The organism is Paenibacillus sp. Paensp111 (genome assembly GCF_059492195.1).
On record NZ_CP168527.1, the window covers coordinates 2,756,368 to 2,780,105 of the forward strand.

The following is a 23,738-nucleotide window of genomic DNA, read 5'->3' on the forward strand; positions in this document are numbered from 1 at the left end:
TAATAAAAATATAAGAACTGAGGATGGTTAGCCAGATATGCGGTCGTTCTAGGATGGGCTGGCTGAGAACAATCCAAATCAGCTAATTCAGTTAACTCAAGTTCGCTTTACTTAAGCGGATCACGTTCCATGAGGCTTTAGCCAGTCTGGCTCTTACATAACCGTCACGGTACTCGGCAGTTCCTCCCGAATGTGGTCTTACCTTCTCCTCAGCTGCCGTATTCACGGCTTTCAAATCGTCATGTTCAAGCACGATATGCTCCACTAGGCGATATCCCTCGAACCCTCGCACATCACACTCAAGCTCAAGCGCTTCTTCCAGGTGACGGTTAACTGCAAAGATAGTTACTTCCTCACTTGCTTCATTGAAGACTACAGCACTGTCCAAATAAGGAACATCCGTGTAATCCTGCGCGTCATACTTCGGAGAATTCACAATCGGCATAAGGGAGACGCCCCGGCCATACTGGGAAGCGTGCAGATAAGGATAGAATATCGTCTGCTTCCACACCCTTCCGCCGTTCTCTGTCATAATCGGAGCGATCACATTGACAAGCTGTGCAAGACAAGCCATCTTCACACGGTCCGCATGTCTGAGGAAAGTAATCAGCATGCTTCCGACAAGCAGCGCATCCTCGAAATTATATATATCCTCAAGCTGCGGAGGACCGATACTCCAGGGATCAAGCTTCGTGTCAGAATCATTGGAGTGATACCACACATTCCATTCATCGAAGCTGAGCATCATTGTCTTCTTGCTGCGCTTCTTCGCTTTGATGTAATCACAGGTTGAAGCAACCGTATGAATAAAATGCTCCATATCCATCGTACGGGCCAGGAAATTGGCTGAATCATTATCCCGGTTCCCATAATACTGGTGCAGAGAGACATAGTCCGCTACCTCATAGGTATGATCCAGAGTAACCGCTTCCCATTCCGGAAAGGATGCCATCCCGGTACTCGAGCTGCCGCAGGATACCAGCTCTATCGTGGGATCGATCAGACGCATAGCTTTGGCTGTCTCATAAGCGAGTCTGCCATACTCCTGCGGAGTCTTCTGTCCAATCTGCCACGGCCCATCCATCTCGTTCCCAAGACACCAGGTCTTAATGTTGTGCGGCTGTTCGTAACCGTGCTGGCGACGCAGGTCACTCCAATAACTACCGCCTGGATGATTGCAGTACTCCAGCAGATTCCTTGCAGCGTCCACTCCGCGGGTTCCGAGGTTCACAGCCATCATGACCTCCGAGCCAACTTCCTTGGCCCACTTCATGAACTCGTTCGTTCCAACCTCGTTGGGCTCAACCGTTCTCCATGCCAGCTCCAAGCGCTTTGGACGCTGCTGTACAGGCCCTACTCCGTCTTCCCAGTTGTAACCGGAGACAAAGTTCCCTCCTGGATATCTGATAATAGGTACATTTAATTCTCTTACCAGCTGCTTGACGTCCTCCCGAAACCCTGATGGGTCTGCTGCCGAGTGTGCAGGCTCATAGATACCCCCGTATACGGCTCGCCCTAGATGCTCTATGAAGGAGCCGTAGATACGATTGTCAATTTCAGCGATGCGGAATGCTGGGTCCACGACCATTCTTGCTTTCAGGCTTGATAAAGACATGTGCTCACCATCCATTTTAAAAATAAGTAAAATAGTTTATAATTTCATTAATGAATCCGTTTACATCTATAAATTAACACATATATTTCAGGTTGTAAATGCATTTATTTAAACCTTTTAACACTTTTATAAATTAAATGCACTAAATGGGGCTATTTTGATCGATATCCTTGTTAAATCCATGCTTTTGTTCATGTTTATATAAATACCCTATGTAATTTATTCCAAAAAACAACCGTAGTATTTAACAAAATGACAATAATGGATTCAGATCTTTATTTAATCGAATGATTAGTTTATAATTATTTAAAATAAACTTTTATTAATAATTCACGTGGAAGAAGGTTCATGACCTATGATATACATCAAGGATTTAATGAGCGGGATTGAGATATTCAAAGCTTTAAGTTCAGAAATAAGAATACAAATTCTTGAGCTGCTCGCGAATAACCAGGCTTTGAATTTAAATGAGCTTGCTACGAAGCTGGGTCTGAGCAACGGGGCTATTACCATGCATATTAAAAAGCTGGAAGAGAGCGGACTCATCGAGATCAACTCATCTGTAGGGAAGCACGGAATCCAAAAAATCTGCTATTTGAACAAAGACAAATTAATCGTAGATTTGCGAAGCAAGGACATGGAGAATTTGTATGAAGTAGATATTCAGGTTGGGCATTACAGCGATTATCAGGCCTCTCCCACATGTGGACTTGCCACCAAAGACAGCATTATCGGAGATTTCGACGATCCGAGATATTTTGCCGACCCGCAGCGTATTGATTCCGAGATTATCTGGCTGTCTGAAGGCTACCTGGAATACCGGATACCAAATTACCTCAAGCCTAATCAGACCTTCCGGGAGATCCAATTCTGTATGGAGCTTGGATCAGAAGCACCTGGTTACTGTGACAACTATCCCTCGGACATCTATTTCTACTTAAATGGTGTTGAACTCGGGTTCTGGACAAGTCCAGGCGACTTTGGAGATACCCGCGGAACGTTCAACCCGGAGTGGTGGCCGCCCCACCTCAACCAATATGGAATGCTCAAATTGATTCGGATCAACAATGAGGGCAGCTTTATTGATGGCTGCCGGATTTCGGATGTCACTTTGGATCAAATTCAGCTGAACTATAAGAGCGAGCTGACTTTCCGCATTGCTGTGACAGATAAGCCGGTTAATAAACGCGGCCTGACCATCTATGGCAAACATTTCGGCAACTACGGCCAAGACTTATCCGCACGGGTGCTGTATAACGTGGAAGAACAATAACCATCTGCTGTTATATAATCAACCGTCAGCAGGTAGAAATATTGAAGGATCACGTCTGGCTTAATGGACGTGATCCTTCTATTTGTTATGCTTCGTTCAGGGCACGAAGCAGAGTATGCCGATTACGCAGATGATGAGCCTTGCTGAGGCTTCGTTCAAGCAGCTCGTCATCAATCCCGAGCTCGGTCCTGTCCGTGGGTCCGCCTGCAATCCGCAGGAGATTGCGGATCTCGGATTCTGCTGGAATCTCCGCTATCCATTCCCGTACCACTGCACCATGTGTCCTTAGAGCGTCTGGCTCTGCCCCGGGATATCTCCCCTCATCTACAGCCTCATGATAGACGCGCGAGATCTCCGCGCAGGCTGCCCCAACCTTCGCTCCATGAAGGAGCGCCCTGCGGCCTATACGCAGGTACTCCATCTCCCAATAATGGGAGAGGTGGTGCTCCGCGCCGGAAGCCGGATGCGACTGTCCGAACAGGAGCATGGCCAGGCCTGACTCTATGAGTGCCGTCATCAGGATCCGGATACCTTTCTCCGTGCGGTTCCCAATCGCCTGGGCCTCTTCTACACAGGACAGGAGCGCCCGCTGCGTAATTACAGCAGCCTGTTCGTCGTAAGGCTCCCCTGCAGTAAGATTTGAGAACTTCCAATCGAACAATGAGGTGTATTTGGCGAGCATGTCTCCGAATCCGGCTGCCACTAATGGCTGAGGGGCTTGGGTGAGAATATTAAGATCAGCAAATATGGCAATGGGCGGAACGGCTGCAACCGTCGTCTTCACACCCCGAATAATCAGCGGGGCCCCAGCGGAAGTGAAGCCATCAACAGATGGAGCGGTGGGAACGGAGATAAAGGGCACCTTAGTCTTATGACTCACAAAACGGACGATATCATGAATCGTGCCGGAACCTACGGCAATCAGACAGTCAGTGTGATCGGGATCCATGCTTAGAAGCACCTCAACAATCGATTGTTCATCAGAAACACAATCGCCTTGAGGATTGGGGCTGATCTGCATCTGATTCACCTGGATTCCTTCATGTTCAAGCAGATTCAAGAGCTGCTCCCCTGCAGCCTTATACGTATTCTCGTCAGCAACCAGCAGCACTCTCAGATCATTGCGCTTCTGCAAGAATGAAGCAATCTCCTGAATGGCGCCAGCGCTGAGCACCACTTGCTGGATCGCCTTAATATCATTCATGATACTCATAACAGCAGACAGCCTCCTAACCCGATTTGTCTTTTATTCGGCAGACTTCTTAATGGCCTTCAGACGCTTCATCACGTCATTCTCGCCCCGTCCAAAATAGTCATGGAGCTTACTGTATTCCTGGTACAAGAGTTCATAGATTTCCACATGGGCGGGAATCGGCTTGAAGGTCTCTTCCTTAACTCTGGCCATACGGGCAGCCGCGTCGATTATGGAATCATAACCCCCTGCTTCCGCTCCCGCGGCAACAGCGGCGAACATCGCTGCTCCAAGAGCCGGTGTCTGCTTGGAATCGGCCACATAAATTTCGCGGTTCGTCACATCGGCATAGATCTGCATCAGCAGACGATTCTTCTGCGGCAGGCCGCCACAGGCATACAGTGCGTCCACAGGAACTCCACTGGAATGAAAAGCATCTACAATCTTCCGGGTTCCAAAAGCCGTAGCTTCCAGAAGCGTACGATATACTTCCTGCGGCTTGGTGAGCAGAGTGAGGCCAAGTATCATACCAGTCAGATCGGTATCTACCAGAACAGAGCGATTGCCGTTCCACCAATCGAGCGCGAGTAATCCCGTCTCGCCAGGCTGATATTTGGCTGCTTCTCTCTCCAGCCATTGATGAACCCCCAGGCCTTCTTTGTCGGCCTGATCTTTCACATAGGCTGGGAGCGATTCCTCTACGAACCACTCAAAAATATCACCAACAGCCGACTGCCCCGCTTCATAACCGTATAATCCAGGAATAATTCCATCTTCAACCACACCGCACATTCCTTCTACCTGTTTCTCTTCGTTACCCAGCAGCATATGGCAGATGGAGGTTCCCATAGCCATAACTAGCTTTCCCGGGGTTACCACGCCAACAGCCGGAACCGCAGCATGGGCATCCACATTTCCTACAGCCACCGCAATACCTGGCTTAAGGCCTGTGAGCTCAGCCATCTCGTCAGTTAGAGCGCCAGCAGACGAACCCAGAGCAATAACCTCACCCCGCAGCTTTGTATCCGTAAGGTTCTCGAGTCTAGGGTCAAGTGCCTTGAAGTACTCCCGGCTCGGGAAGCCCTCCTGCTTGTGCCAGATCGCTTTGTATCCGGCTGTACAGCTGTTCCGTACAACCTTTCCCGTCATTTGCGAGATAACCCAGTCCGTAGCTTCCAGAAATAGATCCGCACGGTCATATATCTCCGGAGCTTCATCCAGGATCTGCCAGATCTTTGCGATCATCCATTCTGAGGAGATCTTTCCGCCATAGCGGGGCAGGAAGGCCTCCCCGCGTTCAGCCGCGATCTGGTTAATCTTATCGGCTTCCGGCTGGGCAGCATGGTGCTTCCACAGCTTCACCCAGCTGTGAGGCTCATCTACGTAGTCTTTATGGAAGCATAGAGGCTCTCCGGCTTCATCTACAGGGAGCATCGTACATGCCGTGAAGTCAATGCCGACCCCAATAATATCTTCAGGGTCAACTCCCGATTCCTGGAGGACTGCGGGTATGGATGTTCTAAGCACCTCCAAATAGTCGTCCGGATGCTGCAGAGCCCAGTCATGAGCAAGCTTAATCCCTGAATCTGGCAGATATTCATCTATAACATGATGAGGATACGGCGTTACATGGTCGGCCACCTCATGGCCGCTAGATAAATCTACTAGAACCGCTCGCCCGGACTGGGTACCATAGTCGACCCCAATCGTATACTTTTTTCCCATATTGGCTTCCTCCCGATTCGATTTGAATGATATAAGTGACTATTTCTGTCCGTAATATGCGTTCACACCATGCTTTCGCAGATAATGACGATCAAGCAGAACTTGATCCATAGGTGCGGCTTCTGGATTAAGCGCCAGCATACGCCCTGCGATCTTTGCCACTTCCTCCAGCACGACTGCATTGTGTACGGCATTATGAGCATCCTTGCCCCAGACGAACGGAGCATGGGCGTAGACAAGAACACCTGGAATCTGATTAGGGTCCAGATCCTTGAATCTTTCCACGATGACATTCCCGGTCTCCCATTCATAGTCTCCTTCGATCTCCGCCTTCGTCATTGGCCGGGTTACCGGTATCTCTCCATAGAAATAGTCTGAATGGGTAGTTCCATAAGCCGGAAGCGCACGCCCTGCCTGTGCCCAGCTTGTTCCCCAAGGAGAATGGGTATGCACAATGCCTCCGATATCAGGAAATGAACGATACAAATTGACATGCGTCGGCGTATCCGATGAAGGGCGCAGATCTCCCTCCACTACCCGACCCTCCAGATCAACCACAACCATATGCTCAGCTTTAAGATCCTCATAAGGGACTCCGCTCGGCTTGATGACGATGAGCCCCTTTTCCCGGTCAATCCCGCTGACATTCCCCCATGTGAAGGTGACTAGATTATGTCTGGGCAGATCCAGATTGGCCTCCAGCACCTGTTGTTTGAGTGCTTCAAGCATGTACAGACACTTCCTCTCCAATAGAATGTTGTACGTACAAGTTAGTGCATTAAAGTCCATGAAAGGACTTTATCTATGTTTTATTTCCGTTTAAATACAGATTGACGCTCAATCAATTCCGGCTCGTACACGGTATCCGGGAAAGTGCTTCCTTGTTCAATCATGCTGATTAACTGCCTTGCAGCCATTTCACCCATCGTGGTCTTCGGATGAGTTAATGTAGTTAGACGTGTACCCAGCGACAGACTGGAATCATCGAACCCGATGAAGGAGATATCTTCCGGAATCTGCAGGCCGCAGACCACTGCCGCCTCCATCAGACCCACCGCCAATTCATCGTTATAACATACAAAGGCAGTAGGCCGGTTCTGCTCATTACTTTGCAGCAGCTCCAGCGCCTGTTTGTAAGGAAGATCCTGCTTTTGCTCTGTGGTATAGGTTACTACCCGCTGAGGGGATACTGTGATTCCTCGCTCCCGATGAGCATGCAGGAATCCTTTCAGCCGGTTCACACCCTGCAGGTCATCCCGCTTGAAGAAGCCGGCAATTTGTGTATGGCCTTTCTCCAGCAGATGAGCAGCGGCCTTATATCCGCCCGCTTCGTCGTCCACTCGAAGACTTGGACACTCCAGCTCACGATACTTCTCGTTAATCATAAGATAAGGAATATTCTTCTCTTGCAGTTCCAGGAAATAACCCAGATTAGGGTTGCCTTCCGCACTTTTGGTCGGTTCAATAATGAGGCCGCTGAGGGGCTGGCTCGTCATCAATTGAAGACTCTCCATTTCCTTCTCTTTCTTATTATCCGTGCTGGACAGCAGAAGCCGGTATCCTTGACTGCGTAGCTCAGCTTCTGCTCCCCTGACAATATGCGGAAAGATATAATCGGAAATATAAGTGGTAATAACGCCGATGGTCTTGACCTGCTCCCCTTCTCGTCTACCCGGGTTTCTGGCAAAAGTCCCTTTACCCTGAATCCGCTCCAGCCAGCCTTCCTTCTCCAGCTCGCCAAAAGTCTGGCGTACCGTCTGACGGCTAAGCTTGAACTGCTCGGAAATCTCGTTCTCGGACGGGAACTGCTTCCCGGTCTGCAGTCTGCCTGATTCCAGCCAGGACAGAAGCTCTTCTTTTAACTGTAGATATTTAGGTATTCTTCTATTACTCATACGTCACCTCAGCCACCGCTCTTGTTATATACGGGTTATTGTAACACAGACTGGGTGAATGAAGCAGATCTCATCGCTGCAGGCGGTATGCTGCGTCACTCCATAACAGTTCATTCTTGAATCTTGGGATCGTGGTGTTCTTATCAATAACGACAGCTTCGATTCCGGCCATTTCAGCGAAATCCGTCAAGTTCTCTGCGCTGATCGCGTAGGAGAGAACGGTATGGTGAGCACCACCGGCCAGGATCCAGGCCTCAGCGGATTCACGAAGGGATGGCTGCGGCTTCCAGAGCACACGCGCAACCGGCAGCTTCGGCATCGACTTCTCTACCTGAACACCATCCACTACATTAACAAGCAGACGGAACCGGTGACCCAGGTCGATAAGAGAAGCATTTACCGCCGCTCCGCCCTGTCCGTCGAAGACGATCCGCGCCGGGTCGTCCTTGCCCCCAATGCCAAGCGGGTGAACCTGTATCGACGGCTTGGTAGCTGCGATCGTCGGACATACTTCCAGCATGTGAGCGCCAAGAATCATATGATTACCCGGCTCGAAATGATAGGTGTAATCCTCCATAAAGGAAGTACTCTTGTTATCCGCCAGCACTTTGAGCACACGCGTCAGCGCAGCTGTCTTCCAGTCCCCTTCCCCACCGAACCCGTATCCGGCTTCCATCAGCCGCTGAACAGCAAGCCCCGGTAGCTGCTTAAGACCGTGCAGATCTTCAAAAGTCGTGGTGAAGGCGCCAAATCCGCCATCCTTCATGAAGCGTTTGAGGGCAATCTCCAGCTTAGCCTGATAGGCTATGGAGTCTCTAACCGGGCCAGCACTTAGGCCTTCTTGAGTGATGGTGTATTGCTCCGCATATTCCTCCAGCAGCGTGTTCACTTCGGCATCGCTAACCTCCTGAAGCACAGCAGCGAGGTCCCCAACTCCGTATCCATTCACCGACCAGCCAAGCTTGATCTGCGCTTCCACCTTGTCTCCGTCAGTAACCGCTACTTCGCGCATGTTGTCACCGAAGCGCGCCACCTTTAATCGGCGGCTCTCGGCAAAAGCCGCTGCAGTGCGCATCCAGCCGGCGATTCCATCACGGACTTCGTTATCCTCCCAGTGTCCAACCACAATTTTGCGGGCGATACCAAGCCGTGCGCCGATATGGCCGTATTCGCGGTCACCGTGGGCCGATTGATTCAGATTCATGAAATCCATATCAATCGTCTCCCAAGGAATGTCCCTGTTGAACTGGGTATGGAAATGAAGCAGCGGCTTTTGCAGCTGGGACAGCCCGGCAATCCACATTTTTGCAGGAGAGAAGGTATGCATCCAGGTTACAATCCCGGCACAGGACTCATCGCTGTTGGCCTCAAGTATCAGCTTGTATATTTCATCCGGTGTAGTTACGATCGGCTTGAATATGAGGGGATACGTGAATTTTGGGTCCTTATCCAGCTGCTCTGCAATAATGCGCGAATGCTCTGCCACTTCTTGAAGAGTCTCGGGTCCATACAAGTGCTGACTGCCAGTTACAAAATAAAATGAATGCGGTTTCAAACTCATTTACTAACGCCTCCTAAATGATGGATAAGATGAATTAAGCTTTATAACTGACTGATATTATGGTAACTCTACTCATACGTACAAGTTATGATAATTAGTATAATAAGATATATTGTACGTACAAGTTGATGATGGATTTATTGTAGCTCCTTGCTAAGAAAAAAACAACCCTCTTTTTCATCAACCCATCGTATTGGCTCCATCAAAATAGCGATGTGAATAGATCTCTCCCGTCCTGATTGGTACCATCATGCTGAATACAGCCAACAAAAAAAGCACCTGATCGGTGCTAATGTATACAATCTGCCCTGCTACTTATTAAGGAGTACTCTAAATGTTGTCCCGACACCGGGCTCGCTGACTACCGAGATTTCTCCCTCGTGTATCTCTATAATCTTCTTCACCAAGGAAAGCCCGAGTCCGCTCCCCCCGGCTTCGCGATTTCTCGACTTATCCGCTTTATAGAATCGCTCGAAGATATGCGTGATGTCTCCGGCTGAAATGCCAACCCCGTTGTCCGCTACCTGAACTTCAACCTGACTTCCCAGCTGCCTCATACTGATCTTGATCCAGCCACCTGGATTTGTGAACTTAATACTGTTATGAAGCAGGTTGATCCATACTTGACTCATCAGGTCTTCCTCAGCTTTAATCATCGTTTCTCCAAGCTCAAGTTCAATGTTGAGATCTTTGTCGCTCCACTGGGTTTCTGCCGACAGGATTACCCGCTGTATTTGCTTATCGAGCCTGTAATGCTTCCTCTCGAATAGCGGTATTACGGATTCCAGCGTGGTCAGCTTCAGCAGATTGTCACTCAGCTTGGAAAGCCTCTGGCTTTCTGATTCAATAATGCCGAGATAATGCCTTCTCGTCTCTGAGCTAACCTCATCTTCCTGCAGCAAAGCCCGCGCGAATCCTCCTATAGAGGTGAGCGGAGATTGGATCTCGTGGGACACGTTAGAAATAAAGTCCTGACGCATGGTCTCCATTGTCCCGAGCTCACTGACCATTTCATTGATAGTCGCCACGACTTTCTCGAACCCCTCATCATACTGTTCTACGTCCAGCCGAACTGAGAAATCACCCTTGGATACCCTTCTCATAGCCTCGATAATATTATTAACCTTCCGAATTTCTCTTTTCCTAAGAAGCAAGCTGATTAATACAATGGTTAAGAGAAAGAGGAATATTCCATTACCAAAATAGAGCAGATACTCAGTATACTCCCGAAAGGAGCCTGGCCGATTCTGGTAGAGCGACTTCGTCCAATACGCTCCGGATGCGGAACCAAAAGCCACCAGGATGAGCATGAGAATCCCAAGTATTTGCTTCATAACACTTTTAAACTTCTTCATTCAATCTCAGACCTCCAGCCGGTAGCCCAGTCCCCGGATTGTACGAATTCTGAATTCACATTTCTCTTCCGGGAAGCGCTCCCTCAGCCGGTTGATATGGACATCCAGCGTTCTCTCGTTGCCTTCAAAATCATACCCCCAGATTTCTTCGATCAGCTGATCGCGCGTTAACGTGACACCCGGATAGCTTGCCAGCTTGAAAAGCAGCTCGAATTCCTTCAATGGCAGGGTTAGCGCTTCGGAGTCCAGGCTGATTTCATAGGTTCTGCGGTTCATTTGAACTAGCCCGGCTGTAACCGTCTGTGAAGATGAGATCTGGTACCTGCTCAGCAGCGCCCTCACTCTGGCTACGAGAATCGGCGGATCGAAAGGCTTCACAAGATAATCGTCTGTACCAAGGTCAAAACCTTTGAGTACCTGGCCAGTCTCGCCCTTCGCAGTAAGCATGAGAAGAGGGAAATTATAATGGGCCCGAAGCTGCTTGCAGAGCTGCCAACCGTCCATATTCGGCATCATAATGTCCAAAATAACCATATCTACCCTTTCCCTCTCCAGCAGATCCAGCGCCTGAATTCCATCCGAAGCTTCAAGGGTCGCCATGCCTGCACCCGTCAGGAACACGCTTACCAGTTCACGAATATGTGGATCATCATCCACCACCATAATTTTGGCCATCAATGATCACCCGACTTCTCTGACCAATGTTCTTCTTCCTGGGCGGAATGCTGAAATTGTTGGGCCGCAAATTCTCGATACATGGAATGGGAATCCAGCAGTTCAGCATGAGTGCCCTTTCCCGTAAGCTTCCCTTTATCAATAAAGAGAATCTGATCAGCTCTTACGACCGTAGATAGCCGGTGTGCAATAACAATGGTCGTTCTTCCATCCATCAAGTTCTGCAATGCCTGCTGGACTACCCCCTCAGACTGGCTGTCCAGGCTGGAGGTTGCCTCATCCAGCATAAGAATCTTCGGATCTCTCAGGAGCGCTCTGGCTATGGCCAGACGCTGACGCTGTCCGCCTGACAGCTTAATTCCGCGTTCTCCGACATCCGTGTCAAGTCCGCCAGGCAGCTCCCGAATGAACTGGTCGGCGTACGCCATCTCGGCGGCCTTCCAAATCTCCTGATCCTGAACCTCCCGGTCTACTCCATAGATCAGGTTCTCGCGAATGTTCCCCGCAATCATTGGACTATCCTGAGAGACGTATCCGATCTGCCTGCGCCAAGACTTGAGCGAGAACTGCTCAATAGGCTGGCCGCCCAGCAGGATTCGGCCCTCACTCGGGATATAGAATCTTTCCAGTAAGGAGAAAAGGGTTGTCTTGCCGCTTCCGCTTGGCCCTACAATAGCTGTGACTTTACCGGGCTCCATTTCAAAGGAAATCTGGTGGAGTACCTTCTCGCCATTGTTATAACCGAAGGATACATTCTCGGCCTTTATCATCTGAATTGCCGCTGGCGACTCGATCCCCCCGCTGTAATCTTCCTCTTCCGTATTCAGCGTCTCAATTATCCGCTCAGTGGCTCCTTTGGCCTTCTGGAATTGTGTGAAAAAGGTAGTTAGCTGCGTCATCGGCATGACAATCTGAATAAGGTACAGGATAAAAGCAACCAGTTCCCCGGCTGTAAATACCCCACTGGATACCTGCATTCCCCCATAACCGATGATGACAACCAGGAGCATCATTAAGACAAGCGAGATTACGGGTCCAATCCAGGCGCTAACCTTCCCTTCGCGGACGCCGAACCGGAAGAGATTGGTTATGCCTTCTTTCCCGTTCGTATATTCTCTGCTTTCGGCATTAGAAGCCTTGACCAATCGGACTTCAGAGAGCACCTGATTAATCGTATTGGTGAAAGCTGCCGTCTCATCCTGCATCCCTTTGGAGATCTTATACATCTGCCGGCCCAGCGGGATAAGAATTAAAGCCGCGATAGGAATCACGGTGAACATAATCAGCGTCATCTGCCAATTCAGATACAGCAGAACTGCCACAGAGCCAATTATGGAGATTGTCCCGCTAAAAAAAGACGTGGCATGCTCAGAAATCAGCGTTTTCAGAATTAAAGTATCATTCGTCATCCGGCTGCTGGTCTCCCCGGTCCGGTTCTGATCGTAATAAGATACCGGCAGGACAAGCAGCTTTTTCCACAGACGATCCCGAAGGGAGGCCACCACCTTCTGACCGGCATAATTAAGCAGATAGATGGATACTCCCCCTGCGAGGGTCTGGGCGATGAAAGCCGCAGCTATAAGCACAATCTGAGTTGAGCTTATTGAAGACAGGGAGAAGCCATCAACCAAATTCTTCGTGAACATAGGAATCACAAGGCCCACCAACGTAGATATGATGCTGAGGAGGATCGCGAAGGCTAGTGCAGGAATGGAAGGCCGGGTCTCCCGGATCAGGCTGAACAGCGAGCCATTCTTGGTATTTAACCGTGTATCATTCATAAGCTCTTCCTTTCTAAATGCATCTGCGGTAGTACCGACTAACCGCAAGAGAAGAATAACTTATTAATATGAACTGAACTTAAACCCTGGGCGACTCAGGCGGTCTACAAATGCTCAATCTCTACACTAAGCACATGATCTATCTTTTTGATAAAATAATAAATTTCCGTCGTGTACTCCTTCTCAGGTGCAGCAATTACCATATCAATCCGCTGCTTGCCATTATCGAGGTCTTTGATTCTCAGGCGCCGGATTTTGTGAACAGGCCCGGCAATAGGCTGGCCCGGTACTCTCTTACGTTCAATATGCCGAATCAAGTCGGTCATATAATCGTTGGTCTCCATCACAATTTTCACCGAGACATCACGCTGATTAAGCTTCTCCGGTCCGATTGATTTAATCAGATACGGTACGAAATTAACCGCAATGATTAACAGCACGACAGCCACTACAGCCTCAATGTAAAATCCGGCTCCGATAGCGATCCCAAGTCCGGAAGCCGCCCAGATCATCGCCGCAGAGGTAAGGCCCGATATCGCATCATTACTTCTTCTTAGAATAACACCTGCTCCCAGGAAACCGATGCCGCTGACAATCTGGGCAGCAAGCCTCATAGGGTCCATGTTCGGATGATTCGGTCCTGCAAAGCGGTCAAAGGACTCAATTGAGACAAGTGTAACCAGACAGCTTGCGACGCAGATCACCATACTTGTCTTAATTCCAAGCGGCTTCTGCTTCAACTGCCTGTCGATCCCGATGAACAATCCAAATAACAGAGCGAGACACATTTTAATAACCATTTCAAGTTCCATTGTGCGCATTCCCTTCGTATGTATAGTGTGAGTATAAGTGTAATCCTTCGCTTTTGGCAAATTAACACAACTATCTCAAGCTTGAAACACAAAAAAGAGCCGTAATCGGCTCTTTTGCTAATTCATTATATGAAGCTGGATTTGAATTTATTAGAATTTGGCTGCTAGTTCAGCGGCTCTTTTCACGCCATCTTCAATGATGGAAGCTGCACGATCCGGGAATTGGTTGTGACCTTCAACAACTACTACCTCAGGATCCTGGATTCCCCAGAAAGCAAGAGTGGTCTTCACATAGTTAAGGGACATTTCCATAGCATCCATTGGAGCTACAGAATACACGCCGCCGCGAGCCTGAAGCAGAGCGACTTTCTTATTAGTAACCAGACCCACAGGGCCTTCAGCCGTATATTTGAAAGTCTTGCCTGCTTGGTTCAGATAGAACAGGTAAGTAAGCAGTTGAGCCGGAATTGTGAAGTTCCAGAGCGGGAACGCGAATACGACTTTATCCGCACCGAGGAATTGATCAAGATAAGTATTAGCCAGGTCAGCCAGACGCTGTTCTTCAGGAGTAGTCTCGATGCCGTTACCAAGCTTGTACAAGCCGGTCATCATATCGTTGTCGAAGTAAGGAAGATCTGCTTCGAACAAGTTAAGCTCTGTAACCAGATCGTCCGGGTGAGTTTCTTTATAAGACTTAACAAAACTTTCATACAATTTCACTGTTACGGCTTGCTCAGCCGGTCTGTTGTTTGCTTTCACAAATAATACATGTGCCATTAGGTTAAACCTCCTGAATATGTTTTAAAGTTATTGAAAGAACTTATATAATGTAACTTTCATAAGTATAGTATCTATTACTTTTATTTTTTTGTCAACTTTTATTTAAGCTGCCCGTCCTTATTCGTTGTAAGGGTCTTGCTCATACGTTCTACCGTAATTTACCCTAAACCTCAGCCGTTATTCATCCGGCCCCCGTCAATCGCTCCATCTATATACAAAAGGCACAGCTCTAACAGAGCTGTGCCTTCATATTAACTTCTCACGTTACACATTAACCTTCGCGTGGGCCTCCCGAAATTTCTCTGCCGCGGCAACCATATTCCGAAGGGAATCCACAGTCTCCTGAACACCTCTTGTCTTGAGTCCGCAGTCCGGATTAATCCAGAACAGCTTCGGATCCAGTACCTGAAGTGCCCGCTCAATCATGGATACCATTTCGTCGACCGAAGGGACACGTGGGCTGTGAATATCATATACCCCTAGACCAATCCCAAGCGGGTAGGTATGTTCCTCAAAGCTGTGAACCAATTCTCCGTGGCTGCGGGAGGTCTCAATAGAGATAACATCGGCATCCAGGGCCGTAATGGAATCAATAATATCGTGGAATTCACAGTAGCACATATGGGTATGGATTTGAGTAGTATCGCTGACGGTAGAGGTACTGAGACGGAATGCCAATACCGCCCACGCCAGATAATCATCCCAATCTGCTCTCTTCAGGGGCAGACCTTCACGCAGGGCCGGCTCATCCACTTGAATCATCTCAATCCCCGCACGCTCAAGTGCTTCCACTTCCTGACGCAGGGCAAGCGCAATTTGATAAGAGACGTTCTCACGGCTGAGATCACTGCGGACAAAGGACCAATTGAGGATGGTGATTGGGCCTGTCAGCATACCTTTTACAGGCTTCTTCGTTAGAGATTGAGCATATACTGTCTCTTCAACCGTCATGGGTTCGATAAAGTCAACATCCCCATAAATAATCGGCGGCTTCACGCAGCGGGATCCATAAGATTGAACCCAGCCTCCGCCAGTAAACGCAAATCCGGCAAGCTTCTCGCCAAAGAACTCAACCATGTCTGTTCGTTCGAATTCCCCGTGTACCAGTACGTCAATACCAATCTCTTCTTGCTTGCTGATCCAGTCACGGATCTGCTCTTTAACGAAATCTCCATACTGGCTGCTGGACCATTCCCCTTTACGCCACTTTTGACGCGCCGCCCGAATCTCTGCCGTCTGTGGGAAGCTTCCGATCGTTGTCGTAGGCAGGAAAGGCAGCTTCCACTTCTGCTCTTGTGCCGCTTGTCGAATCGAGAACTTATGTTCACGCTTAGATGGCTGTTCAGCAATATGCTCAACCAGATTTCTTACGTTCTGACGATTCCGGGCCGGAGAATCGGATAACGCCGATAATGCTTCACGGCTCTCCTGGAATTCGCTGGCTACCTGCTCTCCACTCGCCTGCTTGGCCAGGAGAACCAGTTCATTTAATTTCTCCTCCGCAAAAGCAAGTGCGCTCTTCAAGACCGGCTCAAGCTTTGTCTCTGTACGCACCGTGACCGGTACATGTAGAAGACTGCTTGAAGGCTGCACGATCACTTCAGCGCCTTCGGCCAGCTTCACTATGTCACTGAACAGAGCTGACTGGGCATCCAGATCGGCGCGCCATATATTACGCCCGTCAATGATCCCGGCTCCCAAGACTTTATCCAGCGGAAAACCATGCTGCCGCAGAGCTTCCAGATTACGGCCTTCGTCATGAACAAAGTCCAGGCCGATACCCTGAACTGGCAGAGCAGCCACCTCCGGGTAATATTCCACGGAACCAAAGTAAGTTTGAAGCTGAACCGAGAGCGAAGTTAACTCCTGGTGAATAGCATTATAGATGTACTGGATATATTTCAGATCCTGCTCATCCACTGAGGTTACAAGGATAGGTTCATCCATCTGAACCCACTTCACGCCCTCCTGCTCCAGTTCCTTAAGCACACGAATATATAGCGGAAGGAAAGCATCTATCACTTCCTGGAGCTTTGCTGAGTCATAGCCTTTAGATAGCTTGAGGAAGGTATAAAGCCCAACGAGAACAGGACGCCCCTCAATCCCCAGCTTGTCCTTGGCTTCACGATATGCAGCTAGCGGGCGATTCACCGTTAATTGGGGGGTTACACCTGATAATTCCGGAACGATATAATGATAGTTCGTGTTGAACCATTTCGTCATCTCACTGGCTGCTGCTTCATGATTGCCTCGTGCTACTCCATAATAGATGGATAATGGAACTTCCCCGCCCTGATAGCCAAAGCGACTCGGAATGACTCCAAACATAGAAGCCGTATCCAAAATATGATCATAGTAGGTGAAGTCATTTACAGGAATGATCTCAATCCCTTTGTCCTTCTGCAGTTTCAGATTACCAAGGCGAATCACTTCGAGCTGCTGATGAAGCTCATCCTCTTGTATTTTACCTGCCCAGAATGCTTCAATTGCTTTCTTCCATTCCCGGTTCTCTCCAATACGCGGGAAACCCAGGTTACCGCTTCTAATGTTACTCATTTCCTACCCCCATCACTAATTTGTAGTTAAACATAATTAAAAAAGGCCTTCTCTAACCCGGATAGGTTAAAGAAGGCCCTGTAAGTGCACATAAGGGTGGCAATCTCTAACACCTCCCTATCTCCCGTAGGTACATCAGTGCTGTCAGAACAGGCAGGTCTCCTGGCTTCAGAATCAACGTTAACTACGGCCTTCCCAGCTTAATAGCTAAGCCAGTGGCATAGATCGTAATGAACTCCTCTGATACAGTGGCGGGACCGCGCCGGCTTCACACCGGACTTCCCTATTAAGTCTCAGCCCTTCCGGGCTGAGACACCTGTTCCCACGTTATACAATTATGTTTATAGGAATAATTATAAATCAAAAGTTATAAAAATACAATCGAATTTTTATAGAATTACTTCTTTTTCAAAGAGGCAAGCGTCTCTCCTTCTGTAACCCTGAACAATTTCGACTTGGACGCTCCCAGCTGCTGGGATGTATAAATGCCCGTATGGCCCGAGAATAAATACCCGATCACACATGCCATCAGCATATAAATGGCTGCCTGTGATCCGAACAATTCAATCCCCATAATAAAGCAGGCAATCGGCGTATTCGCCGCTCCACTAAATACAGCAATGAAGCCAAGCGCCGCGAAGAAGCCAACCGGCTCATGGAGCCATAGGCCGAGTGAACTGCCCAGTGTGGCACCGATCACGAACAGCGGGGTAACCTCACCGCCCAGGAAACCTGCACCCAGGGTAAGGGCGGTAAATAGTATTTTGCCTAGAAAAGCAAAGTCTGGCACATCCCCCGAGAAGGCTCGCTCGATCAGAGGAATCCCCAGTCCCAAGTAGTCTCTTGTCCCAAAGATGAACACAAGGAGGATGATAACTACTCCACCAAAAAAACTGCGCAAGGCAGGATGAGATATAAGTCTGGTATAGGTACCCTTAAAGTAATGTGTCAATGAACTGAACAGAAGAGCTGTCAGGCCGAAGGCAATCGAAGCAGCCAGCACTTTGAGAGTGATTAGGAATGAGAGTTCTGGAACATCGCCAATAGGAAAATGCACATGATGGATTCCCCACGCTGTTGTGACCACGTTCCCCACCACACTTGCAATAAAACAAGGAAATAGCGCCTCATACCGTAGCATACCAATAACCAGCACTTCCAGTGCAAACACCGTTCCGGCAAGCGGCGTACCAAATACGGAGCCAAATCCGCCACTTATGCCGCACATCAGGATAATTCGAGTGTCTGCTGCATCGAGCCTGAGCAGCTTGCCCAGTCGGGCGGCAAGACTTCCTCCCATCTGAATGGCGGTTCCTTCTCTCCCTGCCGAACCGCCGAATAAGTGGGTAATAATCGTTCCCCCAAGGACCAAGGGAGCCATCCGCAGTGGAATGCTTTCCTTACCTTGGTGAATCGTCTCGAGGATGAGGTTATTGCCTTTGCCGGAGTTCTTCCCAAATTTCAGATAGAGGTAACTCATCAAAGCTCCGCCCACCGGAAGTAAATACAGCAGCCAGGCATGATTCGTTCTGCTGTCTGTGGCCCATTCCAAACCAGCCAGGAAGAGTGCCGAAGCACTTCCCGCCAAAATTCCCACTGCACCCGCGATCCCTATCCATTTCACTAGAAAAATAACCAACGCCGCCTGCAAATAACGGCTTGAAAATCCGTGTATCCGGTCGCGGATACCGATTAGTTTGTTCACGATAAAATCTCCTTAGCTTTAGCCGAAATTGTCATGCTCCGCTTTATGCAGAATGCCCAGGCACCTGTCTAGATCTGTCTTCACCTGTTTGCGATAAAGCTCGGCTTTCTCATGTCCATCATTCGTAAAGTGGTAGAGCACGATTTCCTGAAAATCAACGCTCGGGTCGTTGCCCTTCAGCTTCTTCGTCCGATACAGCACCCCTTCCTGGACTAATTCATGAAGCGCCCGGTAGATCTCGCTTTGCGGGGGCAAATAGCCATGGGGTTTGAATTCAGCTTTAAGATCCTCAAGCATCTGATAACCGTATCCTCTTCGTTCCTCTACCATTTTGATCAAGTATAATTTCAAAAATGCCCGTTGTGCAATCATAAATGCCATATTCTTAACCTCCCAGACTAGGATCAATATTAATATTTGATTCTATTATATGAAATTTTCATAATAGTGGTCAATTCGCCATTTTTAACCTGAGAATATGGGATAGATATATGCGTATGTTGGGGGAGTGATAGGTAGCAAAGTGTGGGGTTGGGGTATCTGTTGTGAATTTTTCATATGTTGAAAATATTATCGTTTGTGTTGTTTACAGTTATTGAGGACGCGGTTTTTGCGGTTTTTGTAGGTTTTAACTTGCTATGTCGCTAAAGTTCTCAACTGCTTAGTTGCTTAACTACTCAACTGCTTGTTTGCTAAGTTTCTCGGTTGCTAAGCTGCTGCGCTCGTTACTGCGTATTTGGGTCGGTTGGTGGATTTAAGGGGGTTGTCCCTCTGGTGAGATGAGGATTTGGTCAAGAAGATAGCTCGAAGAAGAGGTCGCAAGGTTGGAGATGAAAACAAAGAAAAACGTAAACGCGGCATTTCTAAAGAGCAAGTTAGTGTCGTTGTTGCCTACGACCTTAGTGGCAATATCATTTGTCACACGGACGGTAGCGGACGTATCAAAGCCGAAGTGATTGATAAAATCATCGGCGGTTATGTTGAAGCATCGTCTTTGCTTTGGATGCTTGCAAGTTGGCGAACTTTACGACGGTTCAGGAATTTAGAGCAAGCTGAAGATGAAGAAAACCGCCCCATAAGGGACGGTTTCATAAACTCGAATTCGAAAGAATCAGATTACCGATAAAATTTGATTCTTATGGTGAATGTCATGCTCAATAAATTCGTAGATGATATAGAGCAATGAGTAGGGAGTGCCTGTATGTGGGCAATTTTCTACACCGTTTGCCGTCACATTTTTAGTAGCGACATCTGGCTCTGTTAGCATTATCTCAATCAACTGAATACGGATTTGCTTGAATTCGTCGAGCAAACCTTTTTTGGAAATGCCTGAACGAGCATATTCATAAGCTTTTTGATTGAACGAATCGAACTCGGGAAAGACTATTCCTTCGCCCTTTTTAATTGCTGGGATAATGGTATTGATAAGGTAATTATCCCAATTTTTAAGATGCGAAATAATTTCCGCCACTGTTGGTTTTCCCTCAGCTATTGGAGTTAACCATATGTTATCGTCCAAATCACTTAATGTGTCCGTCCATTCTATAAATTCTTTATACCGATGAATCGTTTCCTTGCCTAAACTTATCATATTGGGACCTCCAGGTTATTAAGCCGTTACAGGAACCTATGTTCCCATTTTATTCTACAATTTCCCAGAAATCAAGGGTGATGATAACACTTTTAGTTAAAAGCAACAGTATTTACGAAAACAGCGATACTTTAAGTGAATCAGTGCGTTACGCTGGATATGAAATCGTCTCGGCTGGATATGTCGGTATGGTAGAATACCACGTCACCATCTTGTAAATTATAGACGTGCCCATAAGGATCCATAATGTTATTGTTGAATCCTTCAAGCTTCCACTGATTCATCAAAGGAGCATGGATATACTGCAGGTGTGGCTCTTGTACATTCCCTTGATCAACAGTCTCCAAATTGAAGTTAACAATAAAATACCCCTTTTGCAGAAACACAGCACTCCGGTCCGTTAAACCTTGATGGGTTCTCCCATACTCGGCCAGATCCGTCCCCGCCACTACTCCATAGATATCAGCTGGCAAGCTATACTCTCCGTACCATTTCTGTACCGAGGCATTTGCTCTTTGCACATCTACACCGTAAGGAATGGCTTCCTTGGGTCCAATCAAGGTCCGAACAGCTTCAGGCAGCTGTAACAGCTTTAATCCGCCAACCGGAGTTTTTTTCATGGAAGTCTTACCGATATAGCTCTGTACAAAGGTGTCTCGGCTGACTTCCCCAACTTGGCCAAAATTGTAATAATGATCATATTTGTACAAGGCGGTATCCGATAACTCCTCCTTAGGAACATTTCGAAGTCTGTCGTTCAGAATCACATACCTTTGACTAGTATCTTCATCGGATCCGATCCGAACAAAGCTTATGCCCTCCGTCTTATAGTAGATATCAATCGGGGTCCTCATCTTCCCGTCTTCGCTCATGTAATAGAACTTTGGAGTAATACGAATGGAATCTTGTGCATCAAACATATTACCTTTGGTTTTGAGGTCAAACTTGAAGTGATATCCTGTCTTGACGGCAGCATTCTTGTATCCCGGCTCTGGATGACTTCCCGGGCGAACCGGGAGCGTGTACGGATGAAGGTTCCCCCTCTGCTTCCCATCAATTCCTTGTAATCCAACCCAATAAGAACGGCCGGAAGCTACAGAACTCAGGTGATAAGTCCGAAATACGGTCTCCCATAAGTAATCTGCTATATCAGTCACGTGGAAATCATACATTCGGCCAATGACCTCAACTGGAACTGAATCTACGGCTGCATGGTTATCCAGATTTGTATTTGCTTTAGTCTGTTCTTGAAATGGTACGGGCGCATTCTCAGCTATACTGCGAAACTCCACATCATAGTTCCCCTCGTCTACCCATACGGGCATGTAAAAAGTGGTGTAATCCTGCGTTATGGGAATATCCACCCAAGTACCTTGATCTATGTATTGTGTCCGGTCCTCATTGTACACATCGAACGGAAACCTTACCTGCTTATTCCGTGTGTACTTTGCATAGTCACGATCCCCGTAACCCGGATTGTTCGTGTGCTGACCCGTGGTAGGAATATGAATTACAAAAGGTCTGTCCAAAATTAATGCCGACCGGCTCTGATCTGGCTTAGTTTTCTGATTATGCTCGGTATCATCTGACACAGAGGAGTAATTCACCACAGGCGTATGTACGGTAACGTTATTGATATTGCTTATAGGAAACTCTTTATCGCCGCTTCCGTTCAAATTATCGGGAAGAAGATCATAATAAAGGGTGCCTGTACTTGGGGTATCGGCTTTATTAGCTAAGGAACTGCTGATCAATTGCTGATCTTCATAAAGTATTTTATCCGGGATCCGTGTCGGGGGCGGGATTGTACCGGGAGTAGGACCTGAACTAGTTACCCTGCTGTCATCCATAACCGTTGTTTCATTAAAGCTCAGCCTATCGTTCTTCACATCTGGAGGCATTGTTCGCGCTTCCGCTAGTCCCTTCAATGTCCCTGTATCATCCGGAATGTCCTTCGGAGCGTAGCCAGTTGAAGCCACAACCGGGGGAGTATAGCTAATCGTTCCTGTATCTTTCGGAAATATATGATCATTCACATCACTGCTGTTATCCATCTCTAATTCGGGTGCTATGTAGTTGTGAGGTTCCATAGTGACGCTGCCATCCGGAAGAGCATAATTCTGCATTTCAGCATGGTTGATGCCGTATACTTCTAACTGCTTGATTTCCCAATAGGAATAGTTACGTGGTGCCAAATTAAAGCTATACGTCTTGGTCACCGTATCTGACTTCTCAGTATCCGGCTGCGGAACCGGCTTTCCATCAGGACCCGTGATGTCCGGCTGCTTCTCTTTCCACGTGCGTATATACGTTACGTCTACCGTACAGCGGTAGTCAATCGTGCCTTTCATATTGGCAAAAGTGTGCTGGAACAGATAGTTCATTCCCCACGCCTGACTGTACAAGTCCTCGCTGGTCGGAATCGCCTTCACGGCATCAAAATGCCGGCCATTTGCTGCATCATCTCCTAGAATCTCGCCCGCTCCATTCGGATTCATGAACGTAGTAACCGGGCTTGCTGCAGCATAGGGTGGATTGATCGTTGGAACGCAAGAGCCAGAAGGAGGTGGAGTTGTAGTTTTTATATCAACGGTTACAACCTTCTCTGTATGCAGCCAATACTTGTCTTTCTTCCAATCTACACTGATGATAGAAGTCCCCTTAGCCAACCCAGTAACAACTCCAGCAGAACTCACGGTGGCTACGCCCGGATTGCTGGACTTCCATACCACGTCACTTCGAGTCGTTACATCGGCTGGAGGGCCGTAAGCTTTCTTCGCTTCCGAGGTAGCCACTGCAGCTGAAAAGTTGGTGACTTCCTGGACAGCAATCTTGCTCTTGCCAGTCATGGCGATCTTCTTCTTCTCTACAAAATTGGCTCGCCAGGTTACGTGAACTTGTGTGGTGTATCCTGCGTTCCACTTGTTGCCTGAGAATTTAGCGTGCTTGTTGGTAAAATAGGCATCGGGTGGTCTTTGGCTTTCGATATCTCCACCGATAACTGAGGTAATAATCAGGTTCGCGCTATCTGGGATTCGTAGAGCACGTGTTGTACTGGTATTATCTTCTAGAGGTGTTGAATTATTTGCCCCGATGATTTTAGAATCGGTCATTAATGAAGCATCTTTATTTACTCCATCTAATAATTGATAATCCTCTTTTGGCAAATACTCAGGCTTAGTCATATTGATTTTGTTCTCAAATTCTGGGCCTTTTTCCGGA

Annotated in this window: 18 protein-coding genes and 1 riboswitch; of the genes, 2 read left to right on the top strand and 16 right to left on the bottom strand. The window is 48.0% G+C overall.

Annotated elements, in window-relative coordinates:
* Positions 1-91: 91 nt before the first annotated feature.
* A complete protein-coding gene (gene arfA / locus ACEN86_RS12820) occupies positions 92-1,615 on the bottom strand; it encodes an arabinosylfuranosidase ArfA (protein ID WP_495631016.1) in 1,524 nt (507 codons plus the stop codon).
* A 355-nt stretch (positions 1,616-1,970) separates the two neighbouring features.
* Here arfA and ACEN86_RS12825 point away from each other — a divergent pair, with 355 nt between their 5' ends.
* Positions 1,971-2,888, top strand: a complete 918-nt coding sequence (locus ACEN86_RS12825) for an ArsR/SmtB family transcription factor (RefSeq protein WP_495631017.1) — start codon at positions 1,971-1,973, stop codon at positions 2,886-2,888.
* An 85-nt stretch (positions 2,889-2,973) separates the two neighbouring features.
* Here the strand turns inward: ACEN86_RS12825 and ACEN86_RS12830 are convergent, their stop codons facing one another.
* The 13 genes from ACEN86_RS12830 to ACEN86_RS12890 form a co-directional block, all read right to left on the bottom strand.
* Positions 2,974-4,101, bottom strand: a complete 1,128-nt coding sequence (locus ACEN86_RS12830) for a sn-glycerol-1-phosphate dehydrogenase (protein WP_495631018.1) — start codon at positions 4,099-4,101, stop codon at positions 2,974-2,976.
* A 33-nt stretch (positions 4,102-4,134) separates the two neighbouring features.
* Positions 4,135-5,805 (bottom strand): ribulokinase, encoded by a 1,671-nt coding sequence (locus ACEN86_RS12835; protein ID WP_495631019.1) that lies wholly within the window; start codon positions 5,803-5,805, stop codon positions 4,135-4,137.
* A gap of 39 nt (positions 5,806-5,844) precedes the next feature.
* Positions 5,845-6,534 carry an L-ribulose-5-phosphate 4-epimerase gene (gene araD / locus ACEN86_RS12840; protein ID WP_495631020.1) on the bottom strand — a complete coding sequence of 230 codons (690 nt, stop codon included), beginning with the start codon at positions 6,532-6,534 and terminating at the stop codon, positions 5,845-5,847.
* 80 nt (positions 6,535-6,614) lie between these two features.
* Positions 6,615-7,700, bottom strand: coding sequence for a GntR family transcriptional regulator (locus tag ACEN86_RS12845; RefSeq protein ID WP_495631021.1), 1,086 nt, complete (start codon positions 7,698-7,700; stop codon positions 6,615-6,617).
* Between the two features lie 70 nt (positions 7,701-7,770).
* Complete coding sequence (gene araA / locus ACEN86_RS12850; RefSeq protein ID WP_495631022.1) at positions 7,771-9,261, bottom strand: L-arabinose isomerase; 1,491 nt, start codon at positions 9,259-9,261, stop codon at positions 7,771-7,773.
* 311 nt (positions 9,262-9,572) lie between these two features.
* Positions 9,573-10,616 carry a sensor histidine kinase gene (locus ACEN86_RS12855; protein ID WP_495631023.1) on the bottom strand — a complete coding sequence of 348 codons (1,044 nt, stop codon included), beginning with the start codon at positions 10,614-10,616 and terminating at the stop codon, positions 9,573-9,575.
* 6 nt (positions 10,617-10,622) lie between these two features.
* On the bottom strand, positions 10,623-11,291 hold the full coding sequence (locus ACEN86_RS12860) for a response regulator transcription factor (RefSeq protein ID WP_495631024.1): 669 nt from the start codon (positions 11,289-11,291) through the stop codon (positions 10,623-10,625).
* A complete protein-coding gene (locus ACEN86_RS12865) occupies positions 11,291-13,072 on the bottom strand; it encodes an ABC transporter ATP-binding protein (RefSeq protein ID WP_495631025.1) in 1,782 nt (593 codons plus the stop codon). The genes ACEN86_RS12860 and ACEN86_RS12865 overlap by 1 nt, the downstream gene beginning before the upstream one ends.
* A gap of 104 nt (positions 13,073-13,176) precedes the next feature.
* Entirely contained in the window at positions 13,177-13,893 is a 717-nt protein-coding gene (locus ACEN86_RS12870; protein WP_495631026.1) for an MgtC/SapB family protein, read from the bottom strand.
* Between the two features lie 141 nt (positions 13,894-14,034).
* Entirely contained in the window at positions 14,035-14,661 is a 627-nt protein-coding gene (locus tag ACEN86_RS12875; protein ID WP_495631027.1) for an FMN-dependent NADH-azoreductase, read from the bottom strand.
* 267 nt (positions 14,662-14,928) lie between these two features.
* Entirely contained in the window at positions 14,929-17,220 is a 2,292-nt protein-coding gene (metE, locus tag ACEN86_RS12880) for a 5-methyltetrahydropteroyltriglutamate--homocysteine S-methyltransferase (RefSeq protein WP_495631028.1), read from the bottom strand.
* A 135-nt stretch (positions 17,221-17,355) separates the two neighbouring features.
* Positions 17,356-17,555: riboswitch (cobalamin riboswitch) on the bottom strand.
* A gap of 62 nt (positions 17,556-17,617) precedes the next feature.
* The gene (locus ACEN86_RS12885; RefSeq protein ID WP_495631029.1) at positions 17,618-18,925 is read right to left on the bottom strand and encodes a voltage-gated chloride channel family protein; all 1,308 of its coding nucleotides are present in this window, start codon (positions 18,923-18,925) and stop codon (positions 17,618-17,620) included.
* Positions 18,926-18,943: 18 nt separating this feature from the next.
* Entirely contained in the window at positions 18,944-19,306 is a 363-nt protein-coding gene (locus ACEN86_RS12890; protein ID WP_495631030.1) for a replication termination protein, read from the bottom strand.
* 406 nt (positions 19,307-19,712) lie between these two features.
* Between ACEN86_RS12890 and ACEN86_RS12895 the strand changes: the two genes are divergently transcribed.
* The gene (locus tag ACEN86_RS12895) at positions 19,713-20,051 is read left to right on the top strand and encodes a hypothetical protein (protein ID WP_495631031.1); all 339 of its coding nucleotides are present in this window, start codon (positions 19,713-19,715) and stop codon (positions 20,049-20,051) included.
* On the opposite strand, the gene ACEN86_RS12900 is transcribed toward ACEN86_RS12895, so the two are convergent.
* Both ACEN86_RS12900 and ACEN86_RS12905 read right to left on the bottom strand, forming a co-directional pair.
* Complete coding sequence (locus ACEN86_RS12900) at positions 20,037-20,516, bottom strand: DinB family protein (protein WP_495631032.1); 480 nt, start codon at positions 20,514-20,516, stop codon at positions 20,037-20,039. The genes ACEN86_RS12895 and ACEN86_RS12900 overlap by 15 nt on opposite strands.
* Before the next feature lie 140 nt (positions 20,517-20,656).
* Positions 20,657-23,629, bottom strand: coding sequence for a DUF5704 domain-containing protein (locus ACEN86_RS12905; RefSeq protein WP_495631033.1), 2,973 nt, complete (start codon positions 23,627-23,629; stop codon positions 20,657-20,659).
* Between the last annotated feature and the right edge of the window lie 109 nt (positions 23,630-23,738).

Bases quoted from the DNA above. Each gene is read 5' to 3' on its own strand.
- arfA (WP_495631016.1), bottom strand. From the start codon at position 1,615: ATGTCTTTATCAAGCCTGAAAGCAAGAATGGTCGTGGACCCAGCATTC.
- ACEN86_RS12825 (WP_495631017.1), top strand. From the start codon at position 1,971: ATGATATACATCAAGGATTTAATGAGCGGGATTGAGATATTCAAAGCT.
- ACEN86_RS12830 (WP_495631018.1), bottom strand. From the start codon at position 4,101: ATGAGTATCATGAATGATATTAAGGCGATCCAGCAAGTGGTGCTCAGC.
- ACEN86_RS12835 (WP_495631019.1), bottom strand. From the start codon at position 5,805: ATGGGAAAAAAGTATACGATTGGGGTCGACTATGGTACCCAGTCCGGG.
- araD (WP_495631020.1), bottom strand. From the start codon at position 6,534: ATGCTTGAAGCACTCAAACAACAGGTGCTGGAGGCCAATCTGGATCTG.
- ACEN86_RS12845 (WP_495631021.1), bottom strand. From the start codon at position 7,700: ATGAGTAATAGAAGAATACCTAAATATCTACAGTTAAAAGAAGAGCTT.
- araA (WP_495631022.1), bottom strand. From the start codon at position 9,261: ATGAGTTTGAAACCGCATTCATTTTATTTTGTAACTGGCAGTCAGCAC.
- ACEN86_RS12855 (WP_495631023.1), bottom strand. From the start codon at position 10,616: ATGAAGAAGTTTAAAAGTGTTATGAAGCAAATACTTGGGATTCTCATG.
- ACEN86_RS12860 (WP_495631024.1), bottom strand. From the start codon at position 11,291: ATGGCCAAAATTATGGTGGTGGATGATGATCCACATATTCGTGAACTG.
- ACEN86_RS12865 (WP_495631025.1), bottom strand. From the start codon at position 13,072: ATGAATGATACACGGTTAAATACCAAGAATGGCTCGCTGTTCAGCCTG.
- ACEN86_RS12870 (WP_495631026.1), bottom strand. From the start codon at position 13,893: ATGCGCACAATGGAACTTGAAATGGTTATTAAAATGTGTCTCGCTCTG.
- ACEN86_RS12875 (WP_495631027.1), bottom strand. From the start codon at position 14,661: ATGGCACATGTATTATTTGTGAAAGCAAACAACAGACCGGCTGAGCAA.
- metE (WP_495631028.1), bottom strand. From the start codon at position 17,220: ATGAGTAACATTAGAAGCGGTAACCTGGGTTTCCCGCGTATTGGAGAG.
- ACEN86_RS12890 (WP_495631030.1), bottom strand. From the start codon at position 19,306: ATGGCATTTATGATTGCACAACGGGCATTTTTGAAATTATACTTGATC.
- ACEN86_RS12900 (WP_495631032.1), bottom strand. From the start codon at position 20,516: ATGATAAGTTTAGGCAAGGAAACGATTCATCGGTATAAAGAATTTATA.
- ACEN86_RS12905 (WP_495631033.1), bottom strand. From the start codon at position 23,629: ATGACCGATTCTAAAATCATCGGGGCAAATAATTCAACACCTCTAGAA.